The sequence below is a fragment of the Pseudomonas sp. P2S-1 genome (assembly GCF_057197725.1).
Genome location: NZ_CM170068.1, coordinates 2,766,204 through 2,786,204 on the forward strand (window position 1 = coordinate 2,766,204; position 20,001 = coordinate 2,786,204).

Annotated in this window: 1 protein-coding gene, 1 tRNA gene and 1 pseudogene; all 3 read right to left on the reverse strand. The window is 67.4% G+C overall.

All coding sequences use genetic code 11. From position 1 onward, the window contains the following. Positions 1–34 precede the first annotated feature (34 nt). Positions 35–18,706: pseudogene (locus AC2CQI_RS12065) on the reverse strand (non-ribosomal peptide synthase/polyketide synthase); the annotation flags it as partial. A 96-nt stretch (positions 18,707–18,802) separates the two neighbouring features. After that, positions 18,803–19,570 carry a thioesterase II family protein gene (locus tag AC2CQI_RS12070; RefSeq protein WP_484580293.1) on the reverse strand — a complete coding sequence of 256 codons (768 nt, stop codon included), beginning with the start codon at positions 19,568–19,570 and terminating at the stop codon, positions 18,803–18,805. 308 nt (positions 19,571–19,878) lie between these two features. Beyond that, a tRNA-Asp gene (locus tag AC2CQI_RS12075) sits at positions 19,879–19,955 on the reverse strand. Positions 19,956–20,001: the final 46 nt, after the last annotated feature.

Consider the following 20,001-nt stretch of genomic DNA (forward strand, 5'->3'; position numbering starts at 1 on the left):
GCAGCAGGTGCTGGCGCTCGGCTTCGTCGAGCAGCGGCAGTTCACCGAGCAGGGCCTGGCCGTCGGCGGCCAGGGCCAGCAGCAGGTGCTCGAAGTGCCGCAGCAGTTGTTCGATGGCGGCCTGGTCGAAGTGCGCCAGGTCGTAGCCCACCGCCAGGGACAGGCGCTCGCCCGCCTCCACCGCCAGGGTCAGCGGATAGTGGGTCTGCTCCTGGTTCACAACGTTGGCGAAGCTTGGCGAGCGCGGCGACGCCTGTTGCAGCGCCTCGGCGATCGGGTAGTTCTCGAACACCATGATCGAGTCGAACAGCGCCTCGCCGGCCCAGCCAGCCCAGCGCTGCACGTCGTACAGCGGCGTGTGCTCGTGCTCGCGCAGCACCAGGTTGAGCGCCTGGACTTCCTGCACCCAGTCCTGCACGCGCTGCTCGGCACGCGGGCTGCCGACCACCGGCAGGGTGTTGATGAACAGGCCGAGCTGTTCCTCGACACCCGCCAGCTCCGCCGGACGCCCGGCAACCGTAGCGCCGAAGGTGACCGTGGCCTGCCCGGTATAGCGTTGCAGCAAGAGCATCCAGCTCGCCTGCAACAGGGTGTTGAGGGTGACCCGCTGCTCGCGGGCGAACTCGCCCAGTTGCGCGGTCACGGCCGCGGCGAAGTCATGCCGCAGCTCGCCATGGCCCTGCCCCGCCGCGCGGAAGCATGGCGCCAGGCGGGTCGGGGCTTCCAGCTCGGCCAACTGGCCGTTCCAGAAGTGCTCGGCCACGGCGGCGTCCTGGCGTTGCAGCCAGTGGATGTAGTCTTGGTAGCGACCGCCGGCCGCCGGCACCGCCTCGCCGTGATAACGCTGCAATACCTCGCCGAACATCCGCGAGCTGCTCCAGCCATCCAGCAGGATGTGATGGCAGGTGAAGACCAGTTGGTAAACGTCCTCGCCGGTGTGCAGCAGGCTCAGGCGCAGCAAGGCGTCCTGTTCCAGATCGAAACCACGCTGGCGATCGGCTTCGGCAAAGTCGACCAGTGCGGCGTCGACATCATCCCGCCCACGCCAGTCCTGCAGTTCGAACGGCACCGCGACCTGCTTGCGGATTACCTGCAGCGGCTGGCCAAAACTGCTGACGAAGCTGGCGCGCAGTACCTCGTGGTTATCCAGCACCGCCTGCCAGGCGGCCACGAAGCGCTCGACCTCGATACCGCGCACTGCAGTGCGCATCTGGTTGACGTAGCTGACCTTGTCCTGCTCGTACAGGCTGTGGAACAGCATGCCCTGCTGCATCGGCGACAGCGGGTAGATATCGGCGATCTGTACAGCCGGCAGCGGCAGGCTGTCGAGCTGGCGCTGGTCGAGGCCGGCCAGCGGGAAGTCCGATGGCGTCACCCCGCCCGCACCGGCAGACAGGCAGTGTTCGATCAGCAGGCGCAGTTCGCTGGCGTAGGCATCGGCCAGCCCTTGCACGGTGCTGGTATCGAACAGCTCGCCACTGAAGCTCCAGAGCATTTCCAGCTGGCCGTCGAGGACCTGGCCGTTGATCGCCAGCAGGCTGTCCAGCGGCGCTTCGTCGCTCTGGCCCTGGCCGCTGCCTTCGCCGGAGGGCGCCAGCAGTGCATCGTCGCCGGCAAAGCTGCCATCCAGCTGGCCGAGGTAGTTGAACACGATCTGGCCCTGGGCCAGTGCCGCCAGGCGGCGTTGTGCCTGCTCGTCGCCGAGCCAGCGCAGCACGCCGTAGCCCAGGCCCTTGTTCGGGACTGCACGCAGCTGTTCCTTGATGGTCTTCAGCGAGCTGGCGAGGTCGTCGCCAGCGCTGAGCTTGACCGGGTACAGGCTGGTGAACCAGCCGACGGTACCGTGGGTGTCGATGCCATCGAACAGCTCTTCACGACCGTGACCTTCCAGGCGCACCAGGGTGTCGGTACGGCCGGTCCAGCGAGCGATTACACGGGCCAGGGCAGTCAGCAGCAGGTCGTTGATCTGCGTGCGATAGGCCGCCGGAGCCTCCTGCAACAACTGCCGGGTCAGGTCGGCATCGAGGCGGCTGCTGACGGTGACTTCGTGCTGGTGCTGGCGCCCGCCTTCGGCGTGGTCCAGCGGCAGTTCGTCACTGACGCCTTGCAACTGTGCCTGCCACCAGTCGAGTTCGGCGGCCAGTTGCGGCGTAGCGGCCCAGGCTTGCAGTTGCTCGGCCCAGACCTTCACGGAGTGGGTCTTGTCCGCCAGCGCCGCGCCGTTATAGGCCGCCTGCAGGTCTTCCAGCAGGATGCGCCAGGACACGCCGTCCACTGCCAGGTGATGGATCACCAGCAGCAGGCGTTGTTCGCCCTCCGGCAGCTTGACCAGCAGGCCGCGCAGCAGCGGACCTTCGACCAGGTTCAGGCTGCGCTGCGCTTCATCGCACAGGGCACGCAGCCCCTCGCGGGCCTCCAGCTCACGCACCCACAGCAGCTCGCCGCTGACCGCATCGCGGAAGCTGGCGTTCGCGTCGACGAAGCTCAGGCGCAGGGCATCGTGGTGCGCCACCAGGCGTTGCAGCGCCGCCTCCAGGCGCACGGCATCCAGGGCCACGGTCGGGGTGAACAGCACCGACTGGTTCCAGTGATGACGCTCGGGGATCGGGCTGTCGAAGAACCAGCGCTGGATCGGCAGCAACGGCGTCGGGCCACTCAGGGCGCCCTGCTCGATACGCACCGCCGGGGCACGGCTGGCCACCTGGGCGATGCCCTGGATGGTCTGGCGCTGGAACAGGTCCTTGGCGCTGAACAGGATCCCGGCCTGACGGGCGCGGCTGACCACCTGGATGGAGATGATCGAATCGCCGCCCAGCTCGAAGAAGTTGTCGGTCACGCCGACCTGCTCCAGCTTCAGCACATCGCGCCAGATGGCGGCCAGTTCGGCTTCCAGCGGGCTGCTCGGGGCCACGCCGGACGAGGCGTTCTGGCTCAGGTCGGGTTTCGGCAGCGCTCGGCGATCAAGCTTGCCGTTGGCGTTGACCGGCATGCGCTCAAGCCAGATGAAGTGGCTCGGCACCATGAATTCCGGCAGGTGCACCTTGAGGTGGGCCTTGAGGATTTCCTTCAGTTCATCGGTGTCCTGTTGCGGATCGCGGGCCACCAGATAGGCCGCCAGCTGCTTGCCGTTGGCGCCGTCGATATCGATGACGCTGCCCTCGCGCACCGCCGGGTGCTCCTGCAGCCGCGCATCGATCTCGCCCAGCTCGATACGCAGGCCACGGATCTTCACCTGGTGGTCGATACGCCCGGCGTATTCGACGATGCCCTCGCCGCGATAGCGGGCCAGGTCGCCGGTGCGGTACAGGCGGCCGCCGTCGCTGGAGAACGGATCCGGCACGAAACGCTCGGCGGTCAGGGAAGGACGGTTGTGGTAACCCCGGGCCAGGCCGACGCCGCCCAGGTACAGCTCGGCGGCGCAGCCCGGCGCGGCCGGCAGCAGGCCGTCCTCGAGGATATGGGTCTTGATGTTGTCGATCGGGTGACCGATCGGCACGTTCAGGTCATCGACGCTGCAGGTCCAGTGGGTGACCTCGATCGCCGCCTCGGTCGGCCCGTACAGGTTGTGCAGGTCGGCATGGGGCAGGCGCTTGAGCACCTGGGCCGCCAGCTCCACCGGCAAGGCCTCGCCGCTGCACATCACGCGGCGCACGCTGGTGCAGGTCTCGACGTCCTCGTGGGTCATGAAGGCCTGGAGCATGGACGGCACGAAGTGCACGGTGGTGACGCCGTACTGGCGGATGGTCGCCAGCAGGCGGTCCGGGTCGCGGTGGTCGCCCGGCAGGGCTACCGCCAGGCGCGCGCCGGAAAGCAGCGGCCAGTAGAACTCCCAGCCCGAGACGTCGAAGCTGAACGGGGTCTTCTGCAGCACAGTGTCGCTGGCGTCCAGCCCATAGGCCTTCTGCCCCCAGTGCAGGCGGTTGATCACCGCGCGATGGCTGTTGCCGGCACCTTTCGGCTTGCCGGTGGAACCCGAGGTGTAGATCACGTAGGCCAGGTTGTCGGCCAGGCTCAGCGGCACCGGGTTGGCGTCGCTGTAGTGTTCCAGCGGCAGGCGGTCGAGGCTCAGGGACTGCACGTGGCCCGGGATCGGCAGGCGCTCCACCAGGGCTTCCTGGGTCAGCAGCAGCTCGACGCCGCTGTCCTCGATCATGTAGGCCAGGCGGTCGCTCGGGTAATCCGGGTCGAGCGGCACATAGGCGCCGCCGGACTTCATGATCGCCAGCAGGCCGATGACCATTTCCAGGCTGCGTTCCACCGCGAGGCCGATCAGCGCATCCGGGCGCGCCCCCAGTTCGCGCAGCTTGTGCGCCAGCTGGTTGGCCCGGCGGTTGAGCTGGGCATAGCTCAGTTGCTGGCCGGCGAAGACCAGCGCTGGCGCGTCCGGGGTTTTCGCCACCTGGGCTTCGAACAGGTGGTGGATGCCGGTGTCGCCGGGGAACGGTGCGGCGGTGGCGTTCCACTGCTGGACGATGCGGCGCTGGGCCGTCGCGTCGAGCAAGGCCAGGTCACCGATCCGTTGCTGCACATCGGCACTGATCGAGCGCAGCAGTTGCTGCCAGTGTTCGGCCATGCGCGCGATGGTGTCCGCTTCGAACAAGGCGGTGGCGTAGGTCAGCGAGGCGCTCAGGCCGTCGCTGTGCTCCACGGTATGCAGCATCAGGTCGAACTGCGCGGTGTGCTTCTCCGACGGCACCGCTTCCAGTTGCAGGCCGGCCAGTTGCGGCACCAGTTGCGCGGCTTCGCTCTGGTGGTTGTACATCACCTGGAACAGCGGGCTGCGGCTCAGGTCGCGCTCCGGTTGCAGGGCTTCCACCAGTTGCTCGAACGGCAGGTCCTGATGGGCCTGGGCCTCCAGGGCATGGCGCTTGACCTGTTGCAGCAACTCGCCGACGCGGGTCTGCGAGTCCAGTTCGGCCTTGAGCACCTGGGTGTTGACGAAGAAGCCGATCAGCGGCTCGGTCTCGGCGCGGTTGCGGTTGGCGATCGGCACGCCGACGCGCACGTCGCCGTGGCCCGAGTAGCGGTGCAGCAGGGTCTGGAACGAGGCCAGCAAGAGCATGAACAGGGTCACGCCCTGCCCTTGCGCCAGCGCTTTCAGGTCGGCGGCCAGGTGCGGGTCGAGGCTGAAGCCGAGTTGCGCGCCAGCGGTGCTCTGCACCGGCGGACGCGGGTGGTCGGTCGGCAGCTCCAGCACCGGTTGCTCGCCACCCAGTTGCGCGGTCCAGTAGGCCAACTGACGGGCTTTCTCGCCCGCTTCCAGCCAGCCACGCTGCCACAGAGCGTAGTCGGCGTACTGGACAGGCAACGGCGCCAGGCGCACGTCCTCGCCCTGGCTGTGGCCGGCATACAGGCGCATCAGCTCGTCGACCATGATCGGCATCGACCAGCCATCGGTGACGATATGGTGCTGGACCAGCACCAGCACATGTTCGTCGGCCGCCAGGTGCAGCAGGCGCACGCGCAGCAGCGGACCGTTTTCCAGGTCGAACGGCCGCAGGGTCTCGGCCTCGATGAACAGGCGCACCTGCTCGTCACGTGGCAGGGCCGACTCCGGCAGTTGTTCCAGCTCCAGCATGAACGGCGCCGGCGCATGGATGACCTGCACGGCCCGGGCACCGTCCTGGCGGAAGGTGGTGCGCAGGGTTTCATGGCGGGCGATCAGGCGTTCGAAGCTCAGTTCCAGCGCGGCGATATCCAGCGCGCCACGCAGGCGCAGAGCGGCCGGCATGTTGTAGGCGGCGCTCTGCGGCTCCAGCTGCCAGAGGAACCACTGGCGTTGCTGGGCATAGGACAGCGCCAGCGGCTGGCTGCGGTCGGCCAGGGTGATCGCCTGCTGCTTGCTGCTTTCCGCAGCGGCAACCTGACGGGCGAAGCCACGCAGGTCGCGGGCCTCGAACAGGCTGCGCAGCGCCAGCTCGATCTTCAGGCCCTGGCGGACCCGGGAGATGACCTGGGTCGCCAGCAACGAGTGCCCGCCCAGCTCGAAGAAGCTGTCGTCGAGGCCGACGCGCTCGATCTTCAGCACCTCGGCCCAGATGGCTGCCAGTTGCTGCTCCAGCTCGCTTTCAGGGGCCACATAGGCGGTCTGCGAGACGCTGGTATCCGGCTGCGGCAGGGCCTTGCGGTCGAGCTTGCCGTTCGGCGTCAGCGGCATGGCCGGCAACTGCACGACGTGGGTTGGAACCATGTAGTCCGGCAGGCTGGCTTTCAGCGAGGCCTTGAGCTGATCGATATCCAGCTCGCTGCGGGTGACCACGTAGGCGGCGAGTTGCTTGCCCTGTGGGCCGTCGATATCGAGGACCACGGTTTCGCGGATCGCCGGGTGTTCCAGCAGGCGGGTTTCGATCTCGCCCAGTTCGATGCGGTAGCCGCGGATCTTCACCTGGTGGTCGGCGCGACCGACGTATTCCAGTATGCCATCGGCGCGACGGCGGGCCAGGTCGCCGGTGCGGTACAGGCGTTCGCCCGGGGCACCGAACGGATTCGGAACGAAGACCGGGACGGTGCGGCGGGTGTCGCCGACATAACCACGACCGACGCCGGTACCGGCGACGCACAGCTCACCCACGGCTCCGATAGGGACCAGTTCAAGCGCGTCGTCCAGCAGGTAGATCAGGTTGTTGTCGGTTGGCGTACCGATGGGCAGGTAGGTGCTTTCGGTGGACGCCAGATCGACGCGGAAGAAGGCCACGTCGTCCGAGCACTCGGCCGGACCGTAGGCGTTCACCAGGCCAATCTGTGGATAACGCAGCAGCCACTGGCGGGCCAGCTCGGGTGGCATGGCTTCGCCGGTCGGCAGCATCCAGCGCAGGCCGTCGAGGCTCACGCGCTCTTCGGCGAGCAGGCCCTGGATCAGCGACGGCACGCTTTCCAGCACGCTGATGCCCTGAGCTTGTACATGCGCCAGCAACGCTTGCGGATCACGGGCGATATCGTTCGGCACGATATCCACACGGGCGCCGAACAGCGGGGCGGCGAGGAACTGCCAGACCGAGATATCGAAGCTCTGCGAGGCGGTCTGGGCGATCACGTCCTTTTCGCTCAGGTCGAGGTACGGGACCTTGCTCAGCTGGTTGTTGAGCATGCCGCGCTGCTCGACCATCACGCCCTTCGGCAGGCCGGTGGAGCCCGAGGTGAAGATCACGTAGGCCAGGTTATCCGGGCCGCTGTAGCGACCAGGATTGGTGATATCAGCGCTGTGCTGAACCTGCTCCCAGACCAGCAGTTGCACCGACTCATTGTCGGCCAGCAGCTCGCGAGCCTGGGCTTCGCAGGCGGCGCTGCACACCAGCACCGGCGCCCCGCTCTGCCCGATCACGCCACTCAGGCGCTGGTTCGGCAGCGCCGGATCCAGCGGCAGATAACCCGCCCCCGCCTTGAAGCTGCCGACGATCATGCCCAGCAGGTCCGGGCCGCGTTCGGCCAGCAGTGCGATCGGCTGGTCGAAGCCGGCGCCCACCGCGATCAGGGCATGGCCCAGGCGGTTGGCGGCTTCGTTCAATGCGTTGTAGCTGATCCGCTCACTCAGATAACTGACGGCAACCCGCTCAGGATGCGCCGCAACCCGCTCCTCGAACTGCGCCACATAACTGCGCTCCAGCGGGTACTCGCGGGCGCTCTGGTTGACGCCATGGGTCAGGAACTCCCGCTCGGCCTCACCCAGCAGCGGCAGCGCCGCCATATCGCCATGGAAGCCTTCCACCAGCGCCAGCAGCAGGCGCTTGAACTCCGCCAGCATGCCTTCGACGGTGGTCTGGTCGAAGTAGCGCTGGTCATAGGACAGGTGCAGGCCGAGGTCATCGCCCGGGTAGCACACGGCGGTCAGCGGGTAGTTGGTGTGGGTGCGGCCGGAATCCGAGGTGGCATTCAGGCTTTGCGCACGGTCCAGCACCGAGACTTCCACCGGGGCGTTCTCGAACACGAACAGGCTGTCGAACAGCGGCAGGCCCTTGGGCAGTTCGCTGAGGTCCTGGATATTGACCAGCGGCAGGTATTCGTACTCGCGCAATTGCATGTTGCTGTCGAGCAGGCCGTTCAGCCACTGGCGCACGCTCTGCCGCTCGCCATCACGGGGCAGGCCGACACGCAGGGCGATGGTGTTGATGAACAGGCCGACGGTGCGCTGCATCTGCGGCATGTCCACCGGACGCCCGGCCACGGTGACGCCGAACAGCACGTCGCGCTCGCCGCTGAGGCGACGCAGAGTCAGGGCCCAGGCCGCCTGGGCGAAGGTGTTGACGGTCAGCTGGTGCCGCTGCGCCAGTTCGCGCAGGCGGGCGCCATCGGCTTCGTCGAGGCGGGTGTAGACATCGCCCACCAGCATGCCGCCGCTTTCGCCGGCATGCTCGCGCAGGTACGGGCGGTCGCTCGGGATCGGCGTCGGCCGCTCGAAGCCGCTCAGGTTGGCGCGCCACCAGTCACGGGCCTGTTCCAGGCCGCGCTGTTGCAGCCAGCCGATGTAGTCGCGGTAGCGCGGGGCCGGGGCCAATTGCGCATCGCGGCCTTCGCCGAGGGCCATGTACAGGTCGAAGAAGTCGTTCATCAGCAGCGAACGGCACCAGGCATCGATGAGGATGTGGTGGTTGCTCATCATGAACCAGTAGCTGGCCTCGCCGACGCGGATCAGGCGCAGGTGGAACGGCGCCTGGTGCAGCAGATCGAAACCGGCCTCGCGCTCGCGCTTGTGCAGGGCCTGGAGGTTTTCTTCCTGCTGCTCGGCAGGCACGCCGCGCCAGTCGAGGTAGTCCACCGGGGTATCGCCCGGCTTGTGGATAACCTGGAGCATGCCTTCGCCGATATCCCAGCAGAAGGAGGCGCGCAGGGCTTCATGGCGGGCAACCACGGCCTGCCAGGCGCGGGTGAAGCGCTCGGGGTCGAGAGCGCTGTTGATGCGGTAGCGGTCCTGCATGTAGTACAGGCCGGTGCCCGGTTCCAGCAGGGTGTGCAGGAGCATGCCTTCCTGCATCGGGGTCAGCGGGTAGACATCCTCGATGCGTGCCGCCGGCACCGGCAGCGCGTCCAGCTCGGCCTGAGTCAGGCTGGCCAGGGGGAAGTCGGACGGAGTCAGGCCGCCGCTGCCCTCTTCCAGGCAGTGCTCGACCACCGCCTGCAACTGCAGCAGGTAGGCGCTGGCAATGGCTTCGATGGTCGCCGGCTGGTGACGCTCGGCGCTGAAGGTCCAGCGCAGGACCAACTCGCCGCCATAGACCTGGGCATCGATGCTCAGCTCGTTGGGCAGCGGCGCCTGCGGGTCATGGGCGGTGCCGGCGGACTCTTCCAGCGGGCGGAACAGCGCATCGCTGGCGAAACTCTGGTCGAACTGGCCGAGGTAGTTGAAGGTGACCGGCGCCACCGGCAATGCCTGCATCGCGCTGCGGCTGGCAGCGTCGCCGAGGTAGCGCAGCACGCCGTAGCCGAGGCCCTTTTCCGGGACTGCACGAAGCTGTTCCTTGATCGCCTTGATCGAGCCGGACAGGTCGGCCGCCGGGGTCAGGCGCAGCGGATAGGCACTGGTGAACCAGCCGACACTGCGGGTCAGGTCGATCTCGTCGAACAGGCTTTCACGGCCATGGCCTTCCAGTTGGACCAGCGCCGAGGGCTGCTCGGTCCACTGGCAAAGCACACGGGCCAGGGCGGTCAGCAGCAGGTCGTTGACCTGGGTGCGGTAGGCGCTTGGCGCCTGTTGCAGCAACTGGCGGGTGCGCTGGGCATCCAGGCGCACGCTGATGCTGGCGGCATGGCGGTTTTCCTGGCCGCCGGCATTATCGGTGCCCGGCAGCGACATGGCGTCGGTGCCCAGGTGGGCTTGCCACCAGTCGCGCTCCGCGCGCAGCGAATCGCTGGCGGCATGGGCGCTCAGGCGCTCGGCCCAGTCGCGCAGGGCGCTGGTCTTGGCCGGCAGCGGCTGTTGGCGGTAGGCGTTCTGCAGGTCTTCCAGCAGCACGCGCCAGGACACGCCATCCACCACCAGGTGATGGATCGCCAGCAGCAGGCGCTGTTTGCCCTGCGGACCATTGACCAGCAAGGCACGCAGCAGCGGGCCCTGTTGCAGGTCGAGGCTGCGCTGGGCTTCGTCGTAGAGCGCCGTGCACTGGGCCATGTCGCTGACCTGGGCGACCCGCAGCAGGCTGTCGTCGCCTTCGCGGAACGCCGCCTGCCACACGCCATCCTGCTCGCGGAAACCGAGGCGCAGGGCGTCATGCTGCTGTTGCAGGGCCTTCAGCGCCTGCTCCAGTTGTGCGGCATCGAGCACCTGGGTCGGCTCCAGCAGAACGGCCTGGTTCCAGTGCTGGCGGTTGGCGATCGGGGTTTCGAAGAACCAGTGCTGGATCGGCGTCAGCGCCGACATGCCAGTCAGTTGCCCCTGCTCGGCGCTGACCACTTCGCGGGTGGTGGCGACGGCGGCCAGGGTCTGCACGGTCTGGTGCTGGAACAGGTCGCGCGGGGTGAAATGGATACCCGCGGCACGGCCACGGCTGACCACCTGGATCGACAGGATGGAGTCGCCACCCAGCTCGAAGAAGTTGTCGTTGAGGCCGACCTGGGCAACGTTCAGCACCTCGCCCCAGATCCGCGCCAGGCTCTGTTCCAGCTCGCTGGTCGGCGCCACGTACTGCTGGCGGTTCAGCTCCGGATCCGGCGCCGGCAGGGCGCGGCGGTCGAGCTTGCCGTTGGCGGTCAGCGGCATGGCATCGAGCAGGATCAGGTGGGTCGGGACCATGTAGTCCGGCAGTTGCGCCTTGAGCGCGGCCTTCAGTTCGTCACGCAGTTGCGCTTCATCCTGCGACGCCACATCGCTGACCAGGTAGCCGGCCAGTTGCTTGCCTGCCGGGGTGTCCAGCGCCAGCACCACCGCTTCGCGGATGGCGGCATGGTCGAGCAGGCGGGTCTCGATCTCGCCCAGTTCGATACGGAAGCCACGGATCTTCACCTGATGGTCGACCCGGCCGATGTACTCCACCAGCCCGTCGGCGCGCTGGCGCACCAGGTCGCCGGTGCGGTACAGGCGGCCGCCGTCGCTGGCGAACGGGTCGGCGACGAAGCGCTCGGCGGTCAGGCCGGCACGTTCGTGGTAACCCACCGCCAGCCCTGCCCCGCCGACATACAGTTCACCCGTGGCGCCCTGCGGCACCAGGGCCAGGTCGGTATCGAGGATATAGGCGACCCGCGCCCCCACCACACTGCCGATCGGCACGCTGGCCTGGCCTTCCTCCAGCTCGGCCGGCGACAGGCAAGCCAGGGGCATGACCACGGTTTCGGTCGGGCCATAGGCGTTGAAGAACAGCTCCGGCGCGAAGGCCGCGCGGATGCGTTGCAGGTGTTCGCCGGTGAGGGCCTCGCCGCCGGTGATGCACATGCGCACCGGCAGGCGCTGTTGCTGGGTCGCCAGCCACTGCGCCAGCTGGCTGCCGTAGCTCGGGGTGAAGCCGAGGATATTGACGCCCTGCTCGCGGATCAGCGTGCAGATCTCCTGGGCATCCCACTGGCCCTGGGCACGGATCACCAGGCGTGCGCCGGTCAGCAGCGGCACCAGCAGACGCTCGGTGGCGGCGTCGAAGTTGATCGAATAGAAGTGCAGCTCGCAGTCGCTCGGGCGCATGTCGAAGCGCTTGATCACCGCCTGGCAGTGCATGGCGATTTCACCATGGCTGACCACCACGCCTTTCGGCAGGCCGGCGGAGCCGGAGGTGTAGATCAGGTAGGCCTGGTGCTGCGGCAGGCTGATGAAAGGCGGTTCGCTGTCCGGATAGCCGGCCAGTTTCGGCAAGTCCTCTTCCAGGCTCCAGCGCGCCACGCCGTCCGGCAGTTCGCCAAGGGCTTCGAGCAGCTTGGCATCGCTGAGCAGCAGACGCACGCCGCTGTCGCGGATCATGTATTGCAGGCGTTCCAGCGGGTATTCCGGGTCCAGCGGCACATAGGCGCCGCCGGCCTTGAGGATCGCCAGCAGGCCGATGACCATTTCCAGCGAACGCTCCAGGGCCAGGCCGACCCGCACCTGCGGGCCGACGTCAAGCTCGCGCAGCCCCCAGGCCAGGCGGTTGGCCCGGGCATCCAGCTCGGCGTAGCTGAGGGTTTCACCACGGAAGGTCAGCGCACCGGCGTGCGGCGCGGCCTTGACCCGCTCGCTGAACAGGCTGTGAATGCACTGGTCGAGACGTTGCTCGCCGGCTTCCGCGCCGAGGCTGTCGAGCAGTTGCTGGCGCTCGTCGGCGGCCAGCAGCGGCAGTTCGGCGAGACGCTGTTGCGGATCGACCAGCAGCGCCTCCAGCAGGTTGCGCCAGTGCGCGGCCATGCGCGCGATACGCGGCTCGTCGAACAGGTCGGTGCTGTAGGTCAGGCAGCAGCCCAGGCGGTGATCCAGCTCGGTGACTTCGAGGTTGAGGTCGAACTTGGTGGCGCGGGCATCGTTGACCAGGTACTCCACGGTCATCCCGGCCAGCTCGCGGCTTTGCTGGAACTCCCAGCGCTGCACGTTGCACATCACCTGGAACAGCGGGTTGTAGGCGGCGCTGCGTGGCGGTTGCAGGGCTTCCACCAAGTGGTCGAAGGGCAGGTCCTGGTGGGACTGGCCATCGATCACGGTCTGGCGCACCTGCTCGATCAGGTCGCCGACGCTCATCTGCCCGTCGAGCTGCACACGCAGCACCTGGGTGTTGAGGAAGGCGCCGATCAGCCCTTCGCTTTCCGGACGGATGCGGTTGGCCACCGGGGCGCCGATGCGCAGGTCGGTCTGGCCGCTGTAGCGGTAGAGCAGCACCGCCAGGGTGGCGGTCATGGTCATGAACAGGGTCAGGCCGTTCTTCGCGTTGAAGGCGCGCACGCGGCCAGCCAGGTCATCGCTGAGGTCGAAGCGGAACAGCTCGCCCTGGTGGCTTTGCACGGCCGGACGCGGACGGTCGCCGGGCAGTTCCAGCAGCGGGTGTTCCTTGCCCAGTTGTGCGGTCCAGTAGTCCAGCTGGCGCTGGCGCTCGCCGGACTCCAGCCACTGGCGCTGCCACACGCTGTAGTCGAGGTACTGCACCGCCAGGGGTTCCAGCGGCGATGGCTTGCCGTCGAGGAAGGCCTCGTAGAGCAGGCCCAGTTCGCGGGCGAAGATGTCCATCGCCCAGCCTTCGGTGACGATATGGTGCAGGGTCAGGACGAAGTAGTGCTCCTGCTCCCCGGCCTTGACCAGGCAGGCGCGCAGCAGCGGGCCGGTTTCCAGGTCGAAGGGCTTGTGCGCTTCGCTGTCGGCGAAGGCTTGCAGGCGGACCTGGCGCTCGCCAGCCGGCAGCGCGGAGATATCCAGCCACTGCATGGCCACGCCGGTCTCTTCCGAGACCTTCTGACAGGCCACGCCGTTGACGCTCGGGAAGGTGGTGCGCAGGGTTTCATGACGCAGGATCAGCGCCTGCAGGGCCGCTTCGAAGCAGCCGATATCGAAGGCGCCACTGAGCCGGGCCATGCCGCCGACGTTGTAGGCGGGGCTGTCCGGCTCCATCTGCCAGAGGAACCACATGCGCTGCTGCGAGTACGACAGCGCCACCGGCTGGCTGCGGTCGACCTTGTCGATGGCCTGCTGGCTATTGCGTGCGCCAGCGGCTTGCAGCGTGGCGATCTGCGTGGCGAAGGCGCCCAGTTCGCGGTGGTCGAACAGCACCCGCAGCGGCAGTTCGACGTCGCAGGCCTTGCGCACGCGGGAAATGATCTGGGTCGCCAGCAGCGAGTGCCCGCCCAGTTCGAAGAAGTCATCGGCCAGGCCGACCTGCGGCACGCCCAGCACTTCGCGCCAGATAGCGGCGATGCTGTGCTCCAGCTCGGTCTGCGGTTCGATATGCTCGCGGGACTGCCATTGCGGCTCGGGCAGCGCGCGACGGTCCAGCTTGCCGCTCGGGCCGAGGGGCATCACGTCCATGCATACCAGTTGCGCCGGGACCATGTATTCCGGCAGTTCCAGGGCCAGTTCGGCTTTCAGGCGGGCGATCTGTGCGGCCTCGCCCTCCTCCGTTTTCTCGGCGGTGAAATAGCCGACCAGTTGCGGCCCGGAGACGGTCTGGCGCACCACCACGGCAGCCTGGCCAACGCCATCCAGCGCCAGCAGACGGGCTTCGATTTCCTGCGGCTCGACGCGGAAGCCGCGCAGCTTGACCTGGTGATCGAGACGGCCGAAGTACTCCAGCGCACCATCGGCGGCCCAGCGCACGCGGTCGCCGGTACGGTACAGACGCGAGCCCGGCTCGCCGCCGGCATCCGGCACGAAGCGTTCAGCCGTCAGCGCAGCGCGGCCCAGGTAACCGCGGGCCAGGCCCAGGCCACCGATGCACAGCTCACCGGCCACGCCATCCGGCTGGGCATTCAGTTCGCTGTCGAGGACCCGGCAGATCACGTTACCCAGCGGCCGGCCAATCGGCGAACGGGCACCATCGCTGACCTGGCAATGCCAGTGAGTGACGTTGATCGCGGTTTCGGTCGGGCCGTAGCGGTTGTGCAGTTGCGCGTTGGGCAGTTGCGCCAATACGCGGTTGCGCAATTCGGCAGGCAACGCCTCGCCACCGGAGAACACCCGGCGCAGGCTGGTGCAGTTGGCCGTCAGCGGCTCGTCGATGAACAGTTGGAGCAGCGGCGGAACGAAGTGCAGCGCGGTTACACCATGCTGCTGGACCAGCTGGGCGATGCGATGCGGATCGCGGTGCTCGCCCGGTGCGGCAATCACCAGCCGGCAACCGGTGATCAGCGGCCAGAAGCATTCCCACACCGACACGTCGAAGCTGATCGGCGCTTTCTGCATCAGCACGTCGCTATCGTCTAGCTGGTAGGTGGCCTGCATCCATTGCAAGCGCTCGGCCAGGGCCGCGTGGGTGTTGCCGACGCCTTTCGGCAGGCCGGTGGAGCCGGAGGTGTAGATCACATAGGCGAGGTTGTCGCCGTGCAGGTGCAGGCCCGGCGCGTGGCTCGGCCAGTTGTCCAGCTTGAGGGTGTCGAGGGCGATGGCGCTGACGCCTTCGGCACTCGGCATATCACCCAGCAGATGGCTTTGGGTCAGCAGCAGCGACACGCCGCTGTCGCTCAGCATGTAGGCCAGGCGCTCGCTCGGGTAGTCCGGGTCCAGCGGTACATAGGCGCCGCCGGCCTTGATGATGGCGAGCAGGCCGATCAGCAGTTGCGGCGAGCGCTCGACGGCGATCGCGACTTTCACGTCCGGGCCGACGCCCTTGTCACGCAGGTAGTTGGCCAGGCGGTTGGCCTGGGCATGCAGGCCGGCGAAATCGAGGCTGCCGCCCTCCCAGACCAGCGCGGTGCGCTCGGGACTGCGCTGGGCCTGTTCATTCAGCAGCTCCGGCAGCCAGCGGCTGGCGGGTGTGCACGGGGCGACGCTCCAGGTGGCCTGACGGGCCTGTTCGGCCTCGTCGAGCAGGTGCAGGTCGCCGAGGGCGATATCGGTGCTCGCGCAGACCTGGCTCAGCAGCCGCACGTAGTGCCCGGCCAGACGCTGAATGGTCGCGCGCTCGAACAGCTCGTCGGCATAGTCGAAGGACAGGTTGATGCGCCCGCTGCGGTCTTCCTCGCTGTGCAGTTGCAGGTCGAACTTGGCCTCGCGGCTGTGCCACGGCAGCTCGTCGGCGAGCAGGCCCGGCAGGCGACGCAGCGCGCCGAGGTCGCGTTGCTGGTGGTTGAACATGACCTGGAACAGGCCCTGCTCACGGGCCTGCGGGAAGGCTTCGACCAACTGGTCGAACGGCAGGTCCTGGTTGGCCTGGGCGTCCAGCGCAGCCTGACGGGTACGGTTGAGCAGCTCGGCAAAAGGCAGGCGCGCATCCAGTTCGGCGCGCAGCACCAGGGTGTTGATGAAGAAGCCGATCAGGCCCTGGGTTTCCTGGCGCGGACGGTTGGCGCCGGGCACGCCGATACGGATATCGGACTGGCCGCTGTAGCGGTGCAACAGGGTCTGGAAGCCGGCCAGCAACAGCATGAACGGCGTGGCCTGGCTGCCCTGGGCTGCGGCTTTCAGGGCTTTGCTCTGCTCCGCACTCAGGCGCAGGCTGTAGCGCGAGGCGCTGTGCTGCTGGCGGGTGGAGCGTGGGTGATCGGTGGCCAGGCTGAGGCTCGGGTGTTCGTCGCCCAGCTGGTTTTTCCAGTAGGTCAGTTGGCGCTCGGCTTCGCCACGGGCCAGCCATTCGCGCTGCCACTGGCCGTAGTCGGCGTAGCGCACCGGGAGGGGTTCGAGGGTCAGCAGTTGGTCCTGCACGGCGGCGGCATAGAGGCGCGAGAACTCGTCGATCAGCACGTTCAGCGACCAGCCGTCGGCGATGATGTGGTGCAGGGTCACCAGCAACTGGTGTTCCTGTTCATCCAGGCAGACCAGTTGCACGCGCAGCAGCGGGCCGTTTTCCAGGTCGAACGGCAGGCGTGCCTGTTCTTCGCGCAGGGCCTGGGCGCGGCTGCGGCGCTCGTCCTCATCGAGGTCGCTGAGGTCGATGCGCTGGATATCGAACGGGCCGGCAGCGTCGATGCGTTGCAGGGCCACACCATCCGCTTCGTAGAAGCGCGTGCGCAGGGATTCATGGCGCTCGACAAGGCGCTGGAAGGCGCTGCGTAGAGCGGTTTCGTCCAGCTCGCCGCGCAGGTTGAGGCCGGCGGGAATGTTGTAGGCGCTGCTTTGCGGATCGAGCTGCCAGGTGAACCACAGGCGGTTCTGCGCCAGGGATTGCGGCAGGCCTTCGTCACCGGCCAGACGGACGATGCCGTCCTGCTCTACGGCGCCCGACTGCGCGCCTTCGATGGCGGCGACGAAGCCTTGCAGGGTCGGCGCTTCGAACAGCAGGCGCAGGTTCAGTTCGATCTTCAGGGCGTCACGCAGGCTGGCGACCACCTGGGTGGCGAGGATCGAGTTGCCGCCGAGGAGGAAGAAATGATCGTCGGCGGCGATATCGTCCACTTGCAGGTGCTCGCGCCAGGTACGGGCGACCAGCTCACCGAGGTTGGACTGGGCCAGGGCGGCATCGCTGGCCTTGGCACCGGTGTGCGGGAATACCGCATAGCTGTCGAGGCTGCCGTCGGCCAGGCGGGTGCGGCAGGCCGAGCGTTGCAGCTTGCCGCTGGAAGTCTTCGGCAGTGCGCCGGGGTTGAGCAGCACGACGACAGCCGGGGCCTGTTGATAAGCATCGGCAACGGTTTCGCGCAGGGTGCGGATCAGTTCGTCGGCAGGCACGTTCTTCTGCACGCTGCGGCCGATCTCGGCGGCGATGCCGATGCCTTCGATACCGTCCTGGGTGACTGCGAAGGCAGCAACGCGACCTTTGCGCACCACATCGACTTCACGCTCGACGGTCTGCTCGATGTCCTGTGGATAAATATTCTGGCCGCGGACGATCAACATGTCCTTGAGGCGACCGGTGATGTACAGCTCGCCGTCGCGCATGAAACCGAGGTCGCCAGTACGCAACCAGGTCTGGCCGTCGTGCTCGACGAAGGTTTTCGCCGTGGCTTCCGGGTTGCGCCAGTAGCCGTGGGCGATGCTCGGGCCGCTGGCCCAGACTTCACCGACCTGGTTCTCGCCGAGCACGTCCAGGCTTTGCGGGTCGGCGATCAGCACGGCGTGTTCCGGCTGGCTGGTGCCGCAGCTCATCACCGGGCTGCCCTGCCCAGGCGTGGCGATATTGCGCGACAGCTCCTGCTCGTCGAGGCGCAGGTGCGGGATGCCCTGGCCGCGCTTGCCGCCGGCGACGAACAGGGTCGCTTCGGCCAGGCCATAGGAGGCGAAGAAGCTGCTGGCGTCGAAGCCACAGCCGGCGAATTTCCCGGCGAAGGCGTCGAGGCTGTCGAGGCGGATCGGCTCGGAGCCGGAATAGGCCACGCGCCAGCCGCTGAGGTCGAGACGCGCCAGGGCCGCCTCGCTGACCCGGGCGGCGCACAGCTGGTAGGCGAAGTCCGGGCCGCCGCTGATGGTGCCCTTGTACTCGCTGATCGCTTCCAGCCAGCGCAGCGGGCGGGTCAGGAAGTAGGCCGGGGACATCAGCACGCAGGGCACGCCGCTGAAGATCGGCTGCAGCAGGCCGCCGATCAGGCCCATGTCGTGGTACAGCGGCAGCCAGCTGACGATTACGTCATCCGGGTTGATATCGATGCCGAAGCCGTGGCGGATGAGTTTTTCGTTGGCGACCAGGTTGCCATGGCTGACCTGCACCCCTTTCGGCAGCGCGGTGGAGCCGGAGGTGTACTGCAGGAAGGCGATATGGTCGCCGGTCAGTTCCGGGGCGACCCAGGTATCGACGTGCTCCAGGGTGTCGACGCACAGCAGCGCCGGGGCGCCTTCGGCCGCCAGTTCCTCGACCTCCAGCAGGCTGTCGCGCAGTGCGGCAGCGGTCAGGACCAGGGCCGGCTCGGCGTCGGCAATGATCGACAGCAGGCGCTCCTGGTGGTGGCGACGATTGGACTCCGGCGGATAGGCCGGCACGGCGATGATGCCGGCATAGAGGCAACCGTAGAACGCGGCGACATAGTCCGGGCCGCTGGGGAACAGCAGGATGGCGCGGTCGCCCAGTTGCGCCTGGCCTTGCAGGGCGGCGGCAATGCTGCGGGCGCGCTGGTCGAGGTCACGGTAGGTCAGCACCGTGCCTTGGTCCTGTTCGTCGGACAGAAAACGCAGGGCCAACTGGTCTGGCGTCTGCGCGGCGCGACGTTGAAGGGACTGGGCCAGGGTGACGGGGAGTTCGAACGCGTCCATGGAGAGTTCCTGCTTGAATTCGGGCTTGGCAAAAAAGAGGTCGGGTGACGAAAAGAAAACGCGCCGGCGCTGAACCGACGCGTGTGTCGCGTGGGCTCAGCCGGTGGCTTTGGCGGGCTGGCGGCCGGCGCGGTTGCGCCAGCGGGACAGGTGTTCCTCGGCGTAGCGGCGGATCTGCCGGAGCAACTGGGCCTGTTCGTCGATCAGGTAGAAGTGATGGCCTTCGAACATGTCGAGGGAGAAACCGGTGCAGGTGTCTTCCTGCCAGTCCAGCAACTCCTCGACCTTGACCGTGTCGCGCTTGCCGCCGAACACGTGGATCGGCAGGTCCAGCGGCTCGCGCTGGCCGTAGCTGAAGCTGCCGCAGACCAGGAAGTCGGCGCGCAGGATCGGCAGGATCAGTTCCAGCAGTTCCTCGTTGGCCAGCACGCCTTCGCTGGTGCCGCCGAGTTCGCGCAGGCGGGCAATGAGTTCGGCGTCGGTCTTGGCGATGGCGTACTCGCTGACATCGCGGCGCGCCGGGCCGGCGGTGGCCGAGGCGAACAGCGCCAGCGGTGCCGGCAGGCCGCGTTCGCGCAGCACGTGGGCCAGCTCGAAGCCCAGCAGGCCGCCGAGGCTATGGCCGAAGATCGCGTAGGGGCGGTCCAGCTCGACGGCGATTTCGTCGGCCAGCAGGTTGGCCAGGGCGGCCATATCGGTGTGCAGCGGTTCGTCCATGCGCATGCCGCGACCGGGCAGCTCCAGCGGGCGGATGCTCAGCCAGGCGGGCAGCTTGTGCTTCCACGGGCTGTAGCAGGTGGCGCTGGCGCCGGAATAAGGCAGGCAGAACAGGGTCAGGCCGGATGCGTCGCGTTCGATGCCCATTTTTCGTTTTCCTGTAGGTGCACGCCCCGGCCATGACAACGGCCGGGCTTGTCTCCCAGAAGAACGGATGGCATGTGGAAATAATTAGTCGCATCTGCCCACAGGCATGACTCAGGGGCCTCATCGCTGGCAAGCCAGCTCCCACAGGTCCAGCGGTGCACGCGATCCCTGTGGGAGCTGGCTTGCCAGCGATGAGGCCCTCAAGAGCAACAGAAAAGGAAAAAGAGAAACGCCAGAAACGAAAAAAGCGACCCTAAGGTCGCTTTTTTCGTTTTGCCTCGAGGAGTTCAAGGGCCTCGAGGCGGATATGGCGCAGCGGACGGGACTCGAACCCGCGACCCCCGGCGTGACAGGCCGGTATTCTAACCGACTGAACTACCGCTGCGTATCGCACAGACTTTCGTCTGCTTGAAACTGGGATCTGGCCTGAA